Source organism: Streptomyces sp. NPDC111520 (assembly GCF_055635295.1).
In genome coordinates, this window is record NZ_JBVKBW010000002.1 from 336,876 (window position 1) to 353,013 (window position 16,138).

The following is a 16,138-nucleotide window of genomic DNA, read 5'->3' on the forward strand; positions in this document are numbered from 1 at the left end:
GCCGCTTCATGCGCTGGGCACGAAGCGTGATCGGCCGATTACTCTACCGGTGTCACGGTGTTGTCCGCGACGAAGGCGACGAACGCCGTCCACGCCTCGCCGGTGAAGGCCAGCGCGGGCCCGGCGGGGTCCTTGGAGTCCCGCACGTGCACGACGCCGGGGGCCTGGGCGACCTCGACGCAGGCGCCGCCCTCGCTGCCGCTGTAACTGCTCGTGTACCAGGCGAGTCGGGATGTCATAGCTCCCCCGCAATCTGCTCGATCACTCTGGCGGAGTCCCCCACGCTGAGGGCCTGTGAGCGGATCATCGCATAGCGCTGGTGGAGCTTGCTGACCTCGTTCCGGTCGTCCACCAGCACGCTGCGGCCCTGGACTTCGAGATACGCGAGCAGCCGCAGGTCCGGGGTCTCCAGCAGGTGCATGGGCCCGTCGAAGCCCGCGTGCGCCTCGTGGGAGAGCGGCATCACCTGGACCGTGACGTGCCGCAGCGCCCCGGCCTCCAGCAGCCGTGCCAACTGGCGCCGGTGGACGGCGGTTCCGCCGATGGGGCGGCGCAGTACCCACTCCTCGATGACGAAGGCGAGCTGCGGGGCGGGAGCGCGGGTCAGCAGCGACTGCCGGGCCAGCCGGGCGCGTACGCGGCGCTCGACCTCCTCCGTCTCCAGCGTCGGGCAGTAGGCGCCGAGCACGACACGGGCGTAGTCCTCGGTCTGGAGCAGGCCGTTGATGACGTGCGTGTCGTAGGTGTAGAGGCTCACCACGGCCCGCTCCAGCTCCGCGTACTCCTCGAACCAGGAGGGGAACTCCGCCCGTTCCAGATGGCACGCCGCGGACCGCAGCACTCCGCCGCCGTCGCCCAGCAGGGTCCCCGCCCTCTCCACGAACGAGGGCGGCGGCATCCGCTCACCGCGCTCGATCTTGACCACCAGCGACTTCGAGTAGCCGACATGCGCGGCCAGTTCCTCGGTCGACACCCCGCGGGCCTCCCGCAGGGACCGCGCGACGGAACCGAACATCCGCATGCTGGCCGAGCCCTCGCCCTTCGCGGACACGGCACCACCTCCCGGTACACACGCCGTACACAGCGGCGGACCGGTCCCGACACAACTGACCCGGGGTCAGGTCCGCCCTGGTCAGGCTAGCCACGGCACGGAACCGTTGGACCCATGACGCAGGAATCACCACCCGTGGCGGCGATGCGCGTCGTCGCCGAGCCCGCCCGCATCGCCGAGGTCCGCAGGGCCGTACGCGAACAGCTCCGCGCCTGGGGCCGTGAGGACCTGGCGCCCGCCGCCGCGCTGTGCGTCACGGAGATACTCGCCAACGTGCACCGGCACGCGGGCTCCCCGGAGTGCGAACTGACCCTGGACGACCTGGCCGCCGAGGGGGTGCGGGCCGCGGTCAGCGACCGTTCCCCCGTCCTGCCGGTCCCGTCCCCCGGGCCGCCGGACTGGGCGGCCGAACGCGGCCGCGGCCTGCACCTGATCGCGGCCGCCGCCCACCGCTGGGGCGTGCTGCCGACCCCGGACGGCAAGCAGGTGTGGGTGGTGCTGCGGTGAGGCCCGCCTCGTGGACCTGGCTGGACGACACGGCGTACGGGCCGGTGGCGTTCCTGCTGCTGGCCCATCCGCACGGGCGCGGGACGGCGGAACTCGCCGCGCTCCTCGGGCTCGCCGAACCCGGGCGGCGACTGCCGGAGCTCGGGGCCCGCGTCACCGTCGGCGGTTACGGGCGGGCCACGGTGCGCGGCGCGGACGGCGGGGCCCTGCTGGAGGTCGCGGCCGGGGAGCGGTGGTCCGCCTTCGTCGCGGGCGGCGGACCGGTCGCGCTCGTCGTGGGGCTCGACCCGCTCGCCCGCGGCGCGCCGCTGCCGGCGGTGGAGGCCTACCTGGCCCTGGGGACGACCTGCGGGCGCATCCGGCTGGGGATCAGCCGGCGGGCGCCCTCACCTCCCCGCTGACCGCGGTGCGCGGGCCGGTGCCGGGCCGGGGCATGAGCGGGACCGCGAGGACGGCGATGACCAGGGCGCCGCCGAGCATGGCGAACCCGTGGGTGTAGCCGGACTCCCGGGGCAGCCCCGTCGGCGCGAGGTCGGCGGTGACGACGCTGGTCATCAGGGCGGCGCCGATGGAGCCGCCCACGGTGCGGATGTTGGTGTTCATGCCGCCGGCGACGCCGGTCTGGTCCGGCGGGACCGCACCGACGACCAGACTCGACATCGCGGAGAAGGCCAGGCCGAATCCGGTGCCCATGAGCCCGGTCGCGAGGTACAGCTCCCACTTCGCGGCGTGCGCGAGGACGAGCACCGCCACCGCGGCCAGGCTGATCAGCAGGCCCAGCCCGATCACCGCCCGGCCGCCGATCCGTGCCGCCAGACCGCCGCTGACCAAGCCGCTGAGGAACATCATGACGGTGAGGGGGAGCAGGATCAGGCCGGACTGCGTGACGCCGGCGCCGAAGCCGTAGCCGGAGGAGACGGGGGTCTGGACGAACTGCGGGACGAAGGCGAAGAGCGCGTACATGCTGATGCCCAGGAGCAGCGCGACCAGGTTGTTGGTCCACACCGCGGGCAGCCGCATCATCCGCATGTCCACCAGCGGGGCCGCGGACCGCTTTTCCACCTGGACCCACAGGAACCCCAGGGCGGCGGCGGCGACCAGCAGGCCGAGGACCCTGCCCGATCCCCAGCCCCACCGCGGCGCCTTGCTGAGCGCCATCAGCAGTGCCACCAGCCACGCCGAGAGCAGCACGGCCGGCAGCCAGCTGACACGTCCGGGGGTGCGCACCGACGACGCGGGGACCAGGAAGTGGGCGGCGAGCGCGGCCGCGGCGGTGAGGATCATGGGGATCCAGAACAGCCAGTGGTAGTCCAGGGCGTTGACGACCGGCCCGGCGAGCACGACGCCCACCCCGGCGCCGACCGCGGTCAACGAGGCGAGGAACCCGACCGCCCCGGAGACCTTGTGCTCGGGGAACTCGTCCCTGATCACCCCGAAGGCCAGGGGCAGCACCCCGCCCCCGACGCCCTGGACGACCCGGGCGACGATCAGCACCGTGACGTTCCCGGCGAGCGCCGCCAGCAGGGCGCCCAGCGAGAGCGCGGCCATGGCGACGATGAACACGCGCTTCCTGCCGACCACGTCACCGACGCGGCCCATGATCGGCGTGAAGACCGACGCGGAGAGGAGGTACGCGGTCAGGACCCACGTCACGGTCGACTGACTGGTGTGCAGAGCGCCCTGGACGGTGGGGAGCACCGGGGTGAGCAGCGACTGCAGCAGGGAGAAGGCCAGGATTCCCGCCGCGAGTACGACGAAGACGACCTGGTGGTGGGTGCGTCCTGGGTCCTGGGACATGGAAGGTCTCCGCTCCTGGAGCGGCCGCCAGGAGGGCCGATGCTGCGGTGCCTCTTGTGGGGGTGCGCTCGTCTTGTGTTCGATGCCGACGGTCGCGGCCTGTCGTGTGTGTCCGGTCGGACCGGGTCGTCCGTGGGGCCGGGTCGTCCGTGGGGCCGGCCTCCTGGCCCGGCGCGCGCACGGGCGGCGCGGGCGAGGAGGCCGGGACGGGGCGTCAGATGTTGATCGCCTTGGTCTCCAGGAACTCCTCGAAACCGGCGCGGCCGAGTTCCCGGCCGTTCCCGGACTGCTTGTAACCGCCCCAGGGGGCCATGAAGTTGTAGTCGCCGCCGTTGACGGTGACCTGCCCGACCTGGATCCGGCGTGCCACGGCCAGCGCGTGCTCCCTCTCGCCGGCGACCGCGGCGCTGAGCCCGTAGACGGTGTCGTTGGCGATGGCCACGGCCTCGTCGTCGCCGGTGTAGGGGATCACCGTCAGGACCGGTCCGAAGATCTCCTCACGGGCGATGACGGAGTCCGGGTCGACGTCGGCGAAGATGGTGGGCCTGACGTAGGCGCCGGTCTCCAGGCCCTCGGGCCGGTCCGGGCCGCCGGCCACGAGGGTGGCGCCGTCCGCGATGCCCTTCTCGATGTAGGCGTTCACGCGCTCCCGCTGGGCCTCGGAGGCCAGCGGGCCGATGGCGGTGGCCTCGTCGGTGGGGTCGCCCGTCGTGTAGGTGGTGGCGGCCTCGCGCAGCTTCTCCACCATCGCGTCGTGGACGCCGGCCGGGACCAGCATGCGCGTCCAGGCGCCGCACGCCTGACCGGCGTTGACCCAGGCCATGGCGAGGCCCTGGCTGACGGCCTCGTCCAGGTCGGCCTCGGGGAGCACGATGTACGCGGCCTTGCCGCCGAGTTCCGTGGACACCCGCTTGACGGTGCCGGAGGCGACCTCGGCGACCCGCTTGCCCGCGGCGGTCGAGCCGGTGAACGACACCATGCCGATGCCGACGTGCCGTGCGATGGCCTCGCCCACCACGGGTCCCGTGCCGTGCACGAGGTTGAAGACACCGGCCGGGACGCCGGCTCCGGCGGTCACCTCGGCGAAGATCTGCGCCGACAGGGGCGTCACCTCGGACGGCTTCAGGACCACGGTGTTGCCCGCCAGCAGCGCGGGGACCACCTTGGTCACGATCTGCTGCAGGGGGAAGTTCCACGGGGTGATGGCTCCCACCACTCCGATCGGCTCCCGCACGATCAGGGAGTTGCCGACCTGTTCCGACCAGGTGAACTCCTCCACCACGGTGATGGCGGCGGCGATGGCGTGGGCGGCGAAGCCGGCCTGGGCCTGCCGGGAGAAGGAGATCGGAGAGCCGATCTCCGCGGTGATGACCGTCGCCAGTTCCTCCGTGCGCTGCCGCAGGCCCTCCGCTACCCGGCGGATCACGGCGATCCGCTCGGCGACGTCGGTGGCCGACCACGCGGGGAAGGCGGCCGTCGCCGCGCTCACCGCGCGGTCGACGTCCTCGGCCGTGCCCCGGGGCGCCGAGGCGATCACCGCGCCGGTGGCGGGGTTCACCACGTCGAGGCCGGGCCCCTCCACGGGAACCGCTCGCCCGTCGATCCAGTGGGCCGGGGTGGGGATCGAGGGCCGGACCGGGGTGCCGGTGGATGTCGCAGGGGACATGGAGACCTTTCCTGCTGGTGAGGGCGGACGGCCGTCGGCGGGAGGCCGCACGAGGCCACATCTACTTGACGTATCAAGCAGTTAGCCCTCAATCTACTTGACGAGTCAAGTAGAATTCCGAGTGACCCGGGCCACTCCCCGGCCTGGCGGGATCGCCTTGACAGGCCGGAGGTGGACGCATCTACTTGACTCGACAAGTACTTCGGTGGCCCGGACGAACGGTGCGGTGGCACGGAATGCACCGCCGGTTCCGCGCGGACGGCCGCCGGTACCGCTTCGCCTGGAAAGGACGACTCCCGTGTCCGGAGCAGCCCCCGAGAAGTACGAGAGCACCGCGATCTACGTCCCCGACGGGGAGGGGCCCGTCAAGTGGGTCGCCGGTGATGAGTACACGATCAAGATCTCCGGTGAGCAGTCGAACGGGACGCTGGGCTTCGTCCTCGCCAGCGTTCCCCCCGGGGGCGGCCCGATCGCCCACATCCACACCACCGGTGACGAGACGTTCTACATCCTGGACGGCGACCTGGAGTTCCTGAACGGCGAAGAGGTCTTCGACATCAAGACCGGCGACTTCGTCTTCGTGCCGCGCGGTACGCGGCACCGCTTCACGAACAAGGGCACGCGCGCCGCGCGGATGCTTTTCCTGTTCACCCCCGGTGGCCAGGAGGAGTTCTTCCTCCGCTACGGCGACGAGCCGCTGCCCGGGCACGGCCCGGAACTGTGGCCGATCGAGCGCTACACCCCGGAGATGCTGGCGTTCGTCGAGAAGCTCGGCAATGTGATCGCACCCGAGGAGGCGTAGGCCTGGCGGGCCCGGCGGCGGCCGTCCACGCCGTGGGCGCGGCCAGAAGAGGGGCCGCGCCCCACCACCACCAACCCGAGAACGACAAGGACTTCACCATGCCCAGGACCCCGGAGGGTTTCGAGCACGCGTACGCCGACGTCAACGGCACCCGACTGCACTACGTGATCGGCGGCGAGGGGGAGCCGCTCGTCCTGATGGGCGGATACCCCCGCACCTGGTACTACTACCACCGGGTCATGCCCGGGCTCGCCGAGCACTTCCGTGTCATCGCGGTCGACATCCGCGGCATGGGCGACTCGGGCAGGCCCGAGTCCGGCTACGACAAGAAGAACATGGCCAGGGACGTCTACGAGCTGATCCGCTCCCTCGGCTACGAGCAGGCGTACATCGAGGGTGAGGACATCGGCGGCATGGTCGCCTGGAGCCTCGCGCTCAACCACCCCGAGGTCGTCAAGAAGCTGATCATCGCGGACGGCGTCCACCCCAACGAGGGCTACTACAAGTTCTCGATGGTCCAGCCGCCCGAGGCGCGGGCGATGATCTTCCCGTGGTGGTGGGTCATGGGCCAGATCCCGGACCTCCCCCAGAAGCTCTTCGCCGGCCAGGCCCGCGCGATCATCGACTGGAACATCGAGAAGATCGGCGGCGACCACCCGGAGGTCTTCGACGAGGACGTCCGCTCCACCGCCGCCGCGGGGTACGACACCCCCGAGGCGATCGCCGCCACCAACAAGTGGTTCGACACGCTCCACCAGGACATCGGCGACTTCCACGCCAACCCGAAGCTGACCCTGCCGATGGTGTACTTCAGCGGCAAGCTGCTGCCGGTCTCGAAGGCCCTGGTCGAGCCCTTCGTGGACGAGGTCACGTTCGTCGAGTTCCCCGGTGCCGGCCACTTCCTCGCGGAGGAGTGCCCGGAGCAGTTCGTGGCGGAGGTCGTGAAGGCCTTCGGCGCCTGAGACCGCCCGCGAGGGCCGTCCCGGCTAACCCAGTGCCCGCAACTGGTCCAGGAACCACTGCTGCGGGGGGAGCGCCGTCGAGGCCGCCACCAGCCGCTTGGTGGCCTCGGCCCGCTCGCCGTGCGACACGGACAGCGCCTGGTGGAGCGCGTTCGCAGTGGCCCGGATGTCGTACGGGTTGACCACGAACGCGTCGTCCGCCAGCTCCTCGTAGGCCCCCGCCTCGCGGGAGAGCACCAGCGCCACGCCGTCGTCCGAGACGACCGGGATCTCCTTGGCCACCAGGTTCATGCCGTCGCGGATCGGGTTGACCAGCGCGACGTCCGCCAGGCGGTAGGCGGCCAGGGAGCGCGCGAAGTCGTCCTTGACGTGCAGGACCACCGGCTGCCAGCCCGGCGTGGCGAACTCCTCGTTGATCTCCTCGGCCAGGTCGGAGACCTCGTCGGTGTACTCCCGGTAGACGGCCAGGTCATGACGGGAGGGGTAGGCGAAGGCGATGTGCACCACGCGCCCGTGCCACTCGGGACGGTCGCGCAGCAGCTGCGCGTACGCGAGCAGGCCGCGCACGATGTTCTTCGACAGCTCGGTGCGGTCCACGCGCACGACGACCTTGCGGTCCGGGCCGCCCACCGTCTCCCGCAGCGCCGCCAGGCGCTCGTCCACGTCCGGCCGGTGCGCCCGCTCCCGCAGGAAGTCGGCGTCCGCGCCGAGGCCGTGCACCCCGATGCGGGTCGTGCGGCCCCGGTGGGTGATCGTCAGGCTGCCCGCGTCGCGGATGACGGAGGCGCCCAGCACGTCGGCGCAGCACGCGGCGAAGGCGTCCGCCCAGCGCCGGGTCAGGAAGGCGGCCCGGTCGGCGCCGAGGATGCCGCTGAGCACCTCCGCGGCGACGTCGTCGGGCAGCAGGCGGAAGTAGTCCGGCGGGGCCCACGGGGTGTGCGAGAAGTGGCCGATCCGCAGGTCGGGGCGGCGTGAGCGGAGCAGCTGCGGCACCAGCACCAGGTGGTAGTCCTGCACCAGCACGGCCGCGCCCTGGCCCGCCTCCTCGGCGAGCGCGTCGGCGAAGGCGGAGTTGTACGCCACGTACGCCGCCCACTGCTCGCGGAAGTCCTCGTCGAAGACGGGCTCCAGCGGGGTCTGGAACAGCATGTGGTGGACGAACCACAGGACCGAGTTGGCGATGCCGTTGTACGCCGAGGCGAAGGTGTCCGCCGGGATGTCCAGCATCCGTACGTGCTGGCCGCCGGTGTCGGTGGTGGGCAGCCGGCCCGTGCCCCCGGAGCTGCGCAGCACGGCGGCCCGGTCCCCCTCGCCCAGGGCCGCGCAGACCCAGACGGCGTCCGCGTCCGGCCCGATCGCGCTCAGGCCCGAGACGAGTCCGCCGCCGCCGCGGCGGGGGTCGAGCGTGCCGTCCTCGCGGAGGCTGTACGACACGGGGCCGCGGTTGGACGCGACCAGAACGCGCGCGGCATGCGAAGCGACCATGCGGCCAGCCTAGCCACGCATCCCTGACCGCAAACGTACGAGCTAGCCCAGCCGGGGGTTTCCGGCCTCCCGCCGGGGCCCCCGGGCCGGGGACCTACGCCACGGCGCGGCGGTGGGCGTACTCGGGGACCGTGCGCATCGGGGGGCGTTCCTCCGTCGCGACCTCGTGGACGCGCGGCTCGAAACCGCCGCCCGGCGCCCGGTCGAACTGGGTGAGGACGGGCCGCACGAGATGGCCGCGCGCCAGCCGGATCTGCGCGGTCCGGTAGATCGCCGCCGCCATGCGGCCCAGCGCCTGGCCGTCCTGGTGGCGGTGGTGCCGGACGCCCACGTCGACCTGGGCGAGCGCGTCGAGCCCGACCGTGTTGAGCGCGTCCACCAGCAGCCCCAGCTCCACCCCGTACCCCACGGGGAACGGCAGCCGCTCCAGCAGCGAGCGCCGCGCCGCGTACTCGCCGCCGAGGGGCTGGACGAACCCCGCCAGCTGCGGCCAGTGCAGGTTGAGCAGCGGCCGCGCGACCAGCTCCGTCACCCGGCCCCCGCCGGCCGGCAGGACCGTGCCCCCGGTCTCCAGCGGCCGGTCGTACATCGCCTTGACCAGCTGCAGGTCCGGGTCCGTGAGCAGCGGCCCGACGATCCCCGACACGAAGCGTGCGTCGAACTCCCGCAGGTCGGAGTCGACGAAGCAGACGATCTCCCCGCGCGTCACGAGCAGCGAGCGCCACAGCACCTCGCCCTTGCCGGGCAGCGCGGGCAGCCGGGGGAGCACCTCGTCCCGGTGGACGACGACCGCGCCCGCGGCGGCCGCGACCTCGGCCGTGCGGTCGGTGGAACCGGAGTCCAGCACGACGAGTTCGTCGACCAGCGGGACCGCCTCGCTCATCAGCTCGCGGCGGATCGTCCCGACGATCGCCCCGACCGTGGCCTCCTCGTCGAGGGCGGGCAGCACGACGCTGACCGTGCCGCGCGCACCGGCCGCGCGCTTGGCGGCGAGCAGTTGCGGCAGTGGCCTGTGGTCCGCCGTCCAGGACCGCCGCCGCAGCCAGCGGGCCACCTCGTCGAGCACTGGATCGCTCCGTTTCTGCCCGTCTCGAAGGACGGACGGCCTATGACCAGGTTCGAGGTCGTCGGTTACAGTCTTGAACACGAGGCATGACCATCGTATGTCCACGGTGATCGCGCCCCGTCCGACAAATGCCCGGGCCCTGCGCCCGGCGCCATACCGCTCATCCAGAGGGGCAGAGGGAACGGCCCGTTGAAGCCCCGGCAACCCTCCCGCCGACCGCGAGGTCCAGGTGGGGAAGGTGCCAATTCCGTCTCGCGGCGAAATGCGCCGCGAGGAAGATGAGGAGAAAGGGCCTCGCCTGACATGGCTGCGCAGACCGTTGCACCCGCGTCCACCGACTCCGCCTTCGGCCCCGCGTCCGCGCTCTCCTGCCGCGAGTGCGGCGAGCGCTTCCCGCTGGCCCCCCTCTTCGCCTGCGAGGTCTGTTTCGGGCCGCTCGAAGTGGCGTACGACCTCCCGAGCGGCGACCCCGAGACCCTCCGCAAGCGGATCGAGTCCGGGCCGAACAACATCTGGCGCTACGCGCCGCTGCTGCCCGTCCCCGCGGACGTGGCCGCCAAGCCCAACCTCAACCCGGGCTTCACCAAGCTGGTCAAGGCCGACAACCTCGCCCGCGAACTGGGCGTCACCGGCGGCCTGTACGTCAAGGACGACTCCGGCAACCCGACGCACTCCTTCAAGGACCGGGTCGTCGCCATCGCCCTGGAGGCCGCCCGCACCTTCGGCCTCACCACGCTGTCCTGCTCCTCCACCGGCAACCTGGCCGGCGCCGTGGGCGCCGCGGCCGCCCGGGCCGGCTTCCGCTCCTGCGTGTTCATCCCGCACGACCTGGAGGAGGGCAAGGTCGTCATGGCCGCGGTCTACGGCGGCGAGCTGGTCGGCATCGAGGGCACGTACGACGACGTCAACCGCTTCTGCAGCGAGCTGATCGGCGACCCGATCGGCGAGGGCTGGGGCTTCGTCAACGTCAACCTGCGCCCCTACTACGGCGAGGGCTCCAAGACGCTCGCGTACGAGATCTGCGAGCAGCTGGGCTGGCGCCTGCCGGACAACATCGTCATCCCGATCGCCTCGGGCTCCCAGCTGACGAAGATCGACAAGGGGCTCCAGGAGCTGATCAAGCTCGGCCTGGTCGAGGACAAGCCGTACCGCATCTACGGCGCCCAGGCGGAGGGGTGCTCCCCGGTGTCCACCGCCTACAAGGCCGGGCAGGACGTCGTGCGCCCGCAGAAGCCGAACACCATCGCCAAGTCGCTCGCCATCGGCAACCCGGCGGACGGCCCCTATGTGCTGGACATCGCCCGGCGCACCGGCGGCGCGGTGGAGGACGTCACCGACGAGCAGATCGTCGACGCCATCAAGCTGCTCGCCCGGACCGAGGGCATCTTCGCCGAGACGGCCGGCGGCGTGACCGTCGGCGTGCTGCGCAAGCTCATCGAGACCGGGCAGCTCGACCCGGCCGGGGAGACCGTCGTCCTCAACACCGGCGACGGCCTCAAGACGCTGGACGCCGTCGCCCCGACCTCCCGTCCCACGGCCACCATCCGCCCGAGCCTCGACGCGTTCCGCGCCGCCGGCCTGGCCGGCTGACCCCACCGCACCGGCTGACCCAGACTGAAGGTGAACCCCGCATCATGAGCGCTACCGTCCGCATCCCCACCATCCTCCGCACCTACACCGGCGGCCTGGCCGAGGTCCCGGCCGAGGGCGGCACCCTGGCCCAGGTCATCGACTCGCTGGAGCGGAACCACCCCGGCATCTCCGCGCGGGTCCTGGACGACACGGGCAAGCTGCGCCGTTTCGTGAACGTCTACGTGAACGACGACGACGTCCGTTTCTCCGAGGGGCTGCAGACCTCGGTGGGCGAGGGCGCGTCCGTCTCGATCATCCCGGCGGTGGCCGGAGGCTGCTGAGCCGCACGGCCCGCGGGCGACAGGGGTGCCGGGTACCTCCCGGCACCCCTGTGTGCGTGAGGGGTAGTTGAAGGCCTGTACAGTTGCCCTGAGCAGGTCGCAACTCCCTGCAACGCTCTGCGCAACCCCCCTTCCCGGGGCGGTCTTGTCGACGATTTATCGCCAAATTCACGTGGCGTTTGTCGTGTTGGCCCCCTATGTCCGGTCCGAGTTGCCCCGGATTATTCGCCGAACAGGCTCTTCTTCCGATTCCGTGTGCCCGGAATTCTCGTCCGATTGACCTGTTGCAGACAGCGTCCGGGCAGATACATTCAGCCGCGGTCGACGCGTTCCGGCGCACGCCCCCTTGGCTGTAGGGGGTGAGGTCTGACCCGGGTCCGCGAGGTGCGGGTCTGCGAAGGGCCAGCAATAGGGGAGTTAGGAATGGCTCAGGGCACCGTCAAGTGGTTCAACGCGGAGAAGGGCTACGGCTTCATCGCGGTCGACGGTGGTGCGGACGTCTTCGTGCACTACAGCGCGATCCAGATGGACGGCTACCGCACCCTCGAGGAAGGTCAGCGGGTCGAGTTCGAGATCTCGCAGGGCCAGAAGGGGCCGCAGGCGGACATGGTCCGTCTCGCAGCCGGCTGACGCGCCGCGCATCGGCCACGGAGCACTTTCGCGTACGGCCGCTCAAACGTACGCGTCGAGGCCCGCCCCGCACAGGGGCGGGCCTTCGTGCTGTCCGGGGGCCCGCGGACCGGGACCTGCGGGTTGTCCACGGCACCGGCCAAGCGGCTTGCACTCTCCTAGGGCGAGTGCTAATCATTGGCGTTAGCACTCTGACGTTGAGAGTGACAAAGGACCGAGTGGGTGAGGCCCGCTCGAACGCCGGAAAGGAACCGGCGGGAGGGCAGGCCGTCCGTCGCGGGCGCCGGCGCGGTCCTGGAGTAATCCTTCCCCGCAGCCGTGCGCCGCGGGGGGACCCCAAGTCCGGGAGGACCACTTCACATGGCCAAGATCATCGCGTTCGACGAGGAGGCACGGCGCGGTCTCGAGCGCGGGATGAACCAGCTCGCCGACGCCGTCAAGGTCACCCTCGGCCCCAAGGGCCGCAACGTCGTCCTCGAGAAGAAGTGGGGCGCCCCCACGATCACCAACGATGGTGTGTCCATCGCCAAGGAGATCGAGCTCGAGGACCCGTACGAGAAGATCGGCGCGGAGCTGGTCAAGGAGGTCGCGAAGAAGACGGACGACGTCGCCGGTGACGGCACGACGACCGCGACCGTCCTCGCCCAGGCGCTGGTCCGCGAGGGCCTGCGCAACGTCGCCGCCGGCGCCAACCCGATGGCGCTGAAGCGTGGCATCGAGAAGGCCGTCGAGGCCGTCTCCGCCGCCCTGCTCGAGCAGGCGAAGGACGTGGAGACCAAGGAGCAGATCGCCTCCACCGCCTCCATCTCCGCCGCCGACCCGCAGATCGGCGAGCTCATCGCCGAGGCGATGGACAAGGTCGGCAAGGAAGGCGTCATCACCGTCGAGGAGTCCCAGACCTTCGGTCTGGAGCTGGAACTCACCGAGGGCATGCGCTTCGACAAGGGCTACATCTCGGCGTACTTCGCCACCGACCTGGAGCGTATGGAGACGTCCTTCGACGACCCGTACATCCTGATCGTCAACTCCAAGATCTCCGCGGTCAAGGACCTGCTCCCGCTGCTGGAGAAGGTCATGCAGTCCGGCAAGCCGCTGCTGATCATCGCCGAGGACGTCGACGGCGAGGCGCTGTCGACCCTGGTCGTCAACAAGATCCGCGGCACCTTCAAGTCCGTCGCGGTCAAGGCCCCGGGCTTCGGCGACCGCCGCAAGGCCATGCTCGGTGACATCGCCATCCTCACCGGTGGCACCGTCATCTCCGAGGAGGTCGGCCTCAAGCTGGAGAACGCCGGCGTGGACCTGCTCGGCCACGCCCGCAAGGTCGTCGTCACCAAGGACGAGACCACGATCGTGGACGGCGCCGGCGACCAGGACCAGATCCAGGGCCGCGTCAACCAGATCCGTGCCGAGATCGAGAACAGCGACTCGGACTACGACCGCGAGAAGCTCCAGGAGCGTCTGGCGAAGCTGGCCGGCGGCGTGGCCGTCATCAAGGCCGGTGCCGCCACCGAGGTCGAGCTCAAGGAGCGCAAGCACCGCATCGAGGACGCGGTGCGCAACGCCAAGGCCGCCGTCGAGGAGGGCATCGTCGCCGGTGGTGGCGTGGCCCTGCTCCAGGCGTCCAACGTCTTCGAGAAGCTCGAGCTCGACGGCGACGAGGCCACCGGTGCGTCGATCGTGAAGCTGGCCCTCGAGGCCCCGCTGAAGCAGATCGCCGTCAACGCCGGCCTCGAGGGCGGTGTCGTGGTGGAGAAGGTGCGCAACCTGACCCCCGGCCACGGCCTCAACGCCGCCACGGGCGAGTACGTCGACCTGATCGGTGAGGGCATCATCGACCCGGCCAAGGTCACGCGCTCCGCGCTGCAGAACGCGGCCTCCATCGCCGCGCTCTTCCTCACCACCGAGGCCGTCATCGCCGACAAGCCGGAGAAGGCCGCCGCGCCGGCCGGCGGCGGCATGCCCGGCGGTGACATGGACTTCTGATCCTCCGGGACCAGGACTCCGCACCACGGCAGAAGACCGAGGGCGGTACCCCACACGGGGTACCGCCCTCGGGCGTTTCCGGGCGCCGCCCCGTCAGGTCGGGTCAGGTCGGGTCAGGGGACGGCGACCGGTGCGTCCAGCAGGTCGCGCCAGGCCCGCACCGCCTCCGCGTCGACCGGTCCGGTCCAGCCGCCGGGGCGTACCGCGCCCCCGACGTGGAAGGCGTCGATGCCGGCCGCGAGCAGCCGCGGCAGGTGCTCGGCCCGCAGTCCGCCGCCCACCATCAGCTGCGGCTCGCCGGGACGTCCCGCCTCCGCCAGCAGATGGCCGAGCCCGTCGTCGACACCGCGCGCGGAGCCCGCGGTGAGGAAGGTGTCCAGCCCGGGCAGCCCGTGCACCGCCGAGCGCACGGCCTCCCGGTCGGCGGAGTGGTCGATGGCGCGGTGGAACGTCCAGCGGGCACCGGAGCCGATCGCGTCGACCAGCAGGCGCACGGCGGCCATGTCCGGCGCGCCCGAGCCGTCGAGGAAACCGAGCACGAACTCCTCGGCGCCCTCGCCGCGCAGCGCCGCCGCGGCCACGCAGAGCGCGTCCGCTTCGCGGGTGCCGCCCACGCCGAAGTCGGCGCGGGCCCGCAGCATCACCCGGACCGGGATGTCCACCGCGGCCCGGACGGCGGCGAAGGTCTCCCGGGAGGGCGTCAGGCCGTCCGCCGCCATGTCGGTGACCAGTTCGAGGCGGTCCGCGCCGCCCGTGCGGGCCGCGAGGGCGTCGTCGGCGTCGAGCGCGATCACTTCGAAAATTGGTCTAGACATATCTCCAGGGTGTCACATGCCCCCGCGTGCCCGCGACCCCCGTACACCACAATGACCTCCATGGCTGACACCGCACCCGAAACCGGCTCCGCCCTCCTCGCCCGCTGGTGCGACCTGCTGCGCCGCTGCCAGACGGAGTCCGTCGACCCGGTGCCGTACGGCAAGGACCTGATCGCCCGCTGGGCCGAGCCGCACCGCCGCTACCACACCACCACCCACCTGGTCGCCGTCCTCGACCACGTCGAGGCCCTGGCCGCGCACGCCGAAGACCCGGACGCCGTGCTCCTCGCCGCCTGGTTCCACGACGCCGTCTACCGTCCCGACCGCTCCGAGAACGAGGAGCGCAGCGCCCGGCTCGCCGAACGCGCGCTGCCCGAGGCGGGGGTCCCCGACACGATCACCTCCGAGGTCGCCCGCCTGGTCCGGCTCACCGTCACCCACCACCCTGCCGCGGGCGACCGCGACGGGGAGGTCCTCTGCGACGCCGACCTGGCCGTCCTCGCCGGAGACCCCACCGGCTACGCCGAGTACGCGGCCGCCGTCCGCGAGGAGTACGGCTTCGTTCCCGACGACGCCTTCCGCGCCGGACGCGCCGACGTCCTGCGCCAACTCCTGCGGCTGCCCCGGCTGTACCGCACCCCGGAGGCGTACGGGCGCTGGGAGGCCACCGCCCGCCGCAACCTCACCACCGAGCTGGAACTGCTCGCCCCGGGCGACGCGGACGACGCCCGGCCGTGACGCCGGCCGACGACTCCGGCGCCCACCGATGAGTCCGGCGTGCGCGGGCGGTCCTTGTCCGTGCGGGCGGCCTTTGCCCGCGGCGCGAGACGAAGGGGTACGACAGCGATGACCGACGACACCGAGGTGCAGGCCGCCGTCGCGGCGGAGTTCACGGCCCTGGCCGACCTGCTCGACGGGGTCCCCGCGGCATGGTGGGACCACCCCACGCTGTGCGAGGGCTGGCGGGTGCGCGAGGTCGTGGCGCACATGACGATGGCCGCCCGGTACTCGCGGGAGGAGTTCATGGCACTCCTCGCCGAGCACGCCCACGACTTCACGCGGCTGTCCGACGCCGTCGCCGCACGGGACGGCGCCCTGCCCACCGGGGAACTCGTCGGGTCCCTGCGCTCCGAGGTGATGCAGCGGTGGCAGCCCCCGGGCGGCGGCGCCCACGGCGCGCTCAACCACGTGGTGATCCACGGGCTGGACATGACCGTGCCGCTGGGCGCGGAGCGCCGCGTCCCGGCGGAGACCCTCGGCGTCCTCCTCCACGACCTCACCGCGGGCGGCGGGCACGCGCACTTCGGTGTGGCCGTCGAGGGCCGCCGGCTGCGGGCCACCGACCTGGACTGGTCGTACGGTTCGGGTCCCGAACTGCGGGGCACCGGCCAGGACCTGGCCCTGGCGATGTGCGGGCGCCGGCTGCCCGCCGGGCGGCTGGAGGGCGCGTCGTTGTGACCG

General features: G+C 71.8%; 17 protein-coding genes and 1 riboswitch. Of the genes, 10 read left to right on the top strand and 7 right to left on the bottom strand.

All coding sequences use genetic code 11. The features are described 5' to 3' along the window. Nucleotides 1-38 precede the first annotated feature (38 nt). Both ACZ7MY_RS05590 and ACZ7MY_RS05595 read right to left on the bottom strand, forming a co-directional pair. A complete protein-coding gene (locus tag ACZ7MY_RS05590) occupies nucleotides 39-239 on the bottom strand; it encodes a DUF397 domain-containing protein (protein ID WP_499599816.1) in 201 nt (66 codons plus the stop codon). Then, the gene (locus ACZ7MY_RS05595; protein ID WP_499599817.1) at nucleotides 236-1,051 is read right to left on the bottom strand and encodes a helix-turn-helix domain-containing protein; all 816 of its coding nucleotides are present in this window, start codon (nucleotides 1,049-1,051) and stop codon (nucleotides 236-238) included. The genes ACZ7MY_RS05590 and ACZ7MY_RS05595 overlap by 4 nt, the downstream gene beginning before the upstream one ends. A gap of 114 nt (nucleotides 1,052-1,165) precedes the next feature. On the opposite strand from ACZ7MY_RS05595, the gene ACZ7MY_RS05600 reads away from it, so the two are divergent. Both ACZ7MY_RS05600 and ACZ7MY_RS05605 read left to right on the top strand, forming a co-directional pair. Continuing rightward, on the top strand, nucleotides 1,166-1,558 hold the full coding sequence (locus ACZ7MY_RS05600; RefSeq protein ID WP_499599818.1) for an ATP-binding protein: 393 nt from the start codon (nucleotides 1,166-1,168) through the stop codon (nucleotides 1,556-1,558). Beyond that, nucleotides 1,555-1,959, top strand: coding sequence for a hypothetical protein (locus ACZ7MY_RS05605; protein ID WP_499599820.1), 405 nt, complete (start codon nucleotides 1,555-1,557; stop codon nucleotides 1,957-1,959). Before ACZ7MY_RS05600 ends, ACZ7MY_RS05605 begins: the two co-directional genes overlap by 4 nt. Here the strand turns inward: ACZ7MY_RS05605 and ACZ7MY_RS05610 are convergent. Beyond that, nucleotides 1,928-3,355, bottom strand: coding sequence for an MFS transporter (locus ACZ7MY_RS05610; RefSeq protein WP_499599821.1), 1,428 nt, complete (start codon nucleotides 3,353-3,355; stop codon nucleotides 1,928-1,930). The two genes, ACZ7MY_RS05605 and ACZ7MY_RS05610, sit on opposite strands and share 32 nt — an antisense overlap. 214 nt (nucleotides 3,356-3,569) lie before the next feature. After that, nucleotides 3,570-5,021, bottom strand: a complete 1,452-nt coding sequence (locus tag ACZ7MY_RS05615) for an aldehyde dehydrogenase family protein (protein WP_499599823.1) — start codon at nucleotides 5,019-5,021, stop codon at nucleotides 3,570-3,572. Nucleotides 5,022-5,319: 298 nt separating this feature from the next. On the opposite strand from ACZ7MY_RS05615, the gene ACZ7MY_RS05620 reads away from it, so the two are divergent. Together ACZ7MY_RS05620 and ACZ7MY_RS05625 are read left to right on the top strand one after the other, a co-directional pair. Further along, entirely contained in the window at nucleotides 5,320-5,823 is a 504-nt protein-coding gene (locus tag ACZ7MY_RS05620) for a cupin domain-containing protein (protein WP_499599825.1), read from the top strand. A 98-nt stretch (nucleotides 5,824-5,921) separates the two neighbouring features. Further along, nucleotides 5,922-6,785 (top strand): alpha/beta fold hydrolase, encoded by an 864-nt coding sequence (locus ACZ7MY_RS05625; protein WP_499599827.1) that lies wholly within the window; start codon nucleotides 5,922-5,924, stop codon nucleotides 6,783-6,785. Between the two features lie 24 nt (nucleotides 6,786-6,809). Here the strand turns inward: ACZ7MY_RS05625 and ACZ7MY_RS05630 are convergent, their stop codons facing one another. Together ACZ7MY_RS05630 and ACZ7MY_RS05635 are read right to left on the bottom strand one after the other, a co-directional pair. Next, the gene (locus ACZ7MY_RS05630; protein WP_499599829.1) at nucleotides 6,810-8,270 is read right to left on the bottom strand and encodes an alpha,alpha-trehalose-phosphate synthase (UDP-forming); all 1,461 of its coding nucleotides are present in this window, start codon (nucleotides 8,268-8,270) and stop codon (nucleotides 6,810-6,812) included. Between the two features lie 94 nt (nucleotides 8,271-8,364). Continuing rightward, entirely contained in the window at nucleotides 8,365-9,336 is a 972-nt protein-coding gene (locus tag ACZ7MY_RS05635; protein WP_499599830.1) for a glucosyl-3-phosphoglycerate synthase, read from the bottom strand. Nucleotides 9,337-9,493: 157 nt separating this feature from the next. Next, nucleotides 9,494-9,621: riboswitch (SAM riboswitch) on the top strand. A gap of 18 nt (nucleotides 9,622-9,639) precedes the next feature. Between ACZ7MY_RS05635 and thrC the strand changes: the two genes are divergently transcribed. The 4 genes from thrC to groL all read left to right on the top strand — a co-directional run bounded on the left by thrC (nucleotide 9,640) and on the right by groL (nucleotide 13,862). Beyond that, a complete protein-coding gene (gene thrC, locus ACZ7MY_RS05640) occupies nucleotides 9,640-10,926 on the top strand; it encodes a threonine synthase (RefSeq protein WP_499599832.1) in 1,287 nt (428 codons plus the stop codon). A gap of 44 nt (nucleotides 10,927-10,970) precedes the next feature. Further along, entirely contained in the window at nucleotides 10,971-11,249 is a 279-nt protein-coding gene (locus ACZ7MY_RS05645; RefSeq protein WP_499599834.1) for a MoaD/ThiS family protein, read from the top strand. Nucleotides 11,250-11,672: 423 nt separating this feature from the next. After that, nucleotides 11,673-11,879: a cold-shock protein gene (locus tag ACZ7MY_RS05650; RefSeq protein ID WP_005486335.1), complete on the top strand. Its 207-nt coding sequence runs from the start codon at nucleotides 11,673-11,675 to the stop codon at nucleotides 11,877-11,879. A 360-nt stretch (nucleotides 11,880-12,239) separates the two neighbouring features. Then, nucleotides 12,240-13,862 carry a chaperonin GroEL gene (gene groL / locus ACZ7MY_RS05655; RefSeq protein ID WP_089222503.1) on the top strand — a complete coding sequence of 541 codons (1,623 nt, stop codon included), beginning with the start codon at nucleotides 12,240-12,242 and terminating at the stop codon, nucleotides 13,860-13,862. A 113-nt stretch (nucleotides 13,863-13,975) separates the two neighbouring features. On the opposite strand, the gene ACZ7MY_RS05660 is transcribed toward groL, so the two are convergent. Then, nucleotides 13,976-14,677 (bottom strand): copper homeostasis protein CutC, encoded by a 702-nt coding sequence (locus ACZ7MY_RS05660; RefSeq protein ID WP_499599836.1) that lies wholly within the window; start codon nucleotides 14,675-14,677, stop codon nucleotides 13,976-13,978. A gap of 51 nt (nucleotides 14,678-14,728) precedes the next feature. On the opposite strand from ACZ7MY_RS05660, the gene ACZ7MY_RS05665 reads away from it, so the two are divergent. Then, on the top strand, nucleotides 14,729-15,415 hold the full coding sequence (locus ACZ7MY_RS05665; protein ID WP_499599838.1) for an HD domain-containing protein: 687 nt from the start codon (nucleotides 14,729-14,731) through the stop codon (nucleotides 15,413-15,415). Between the two features lie 108 nt (nucleotides 15,416-15,523). Then, a complete protein-coding gene (locus tag ACZ7MY_RS05670) occupies nucleotides 15,524-16,135 on the top strand; it encodes a maleylpyruvate isomerase family mycothiol-dependent enzyme (RefSeq protein WP_499599840.1) in 612 nt (203 codons plus the stop codon). The last annotated feature ends 3 nt before the right edge of the window (nucleotides 16,136-16,138 follow it).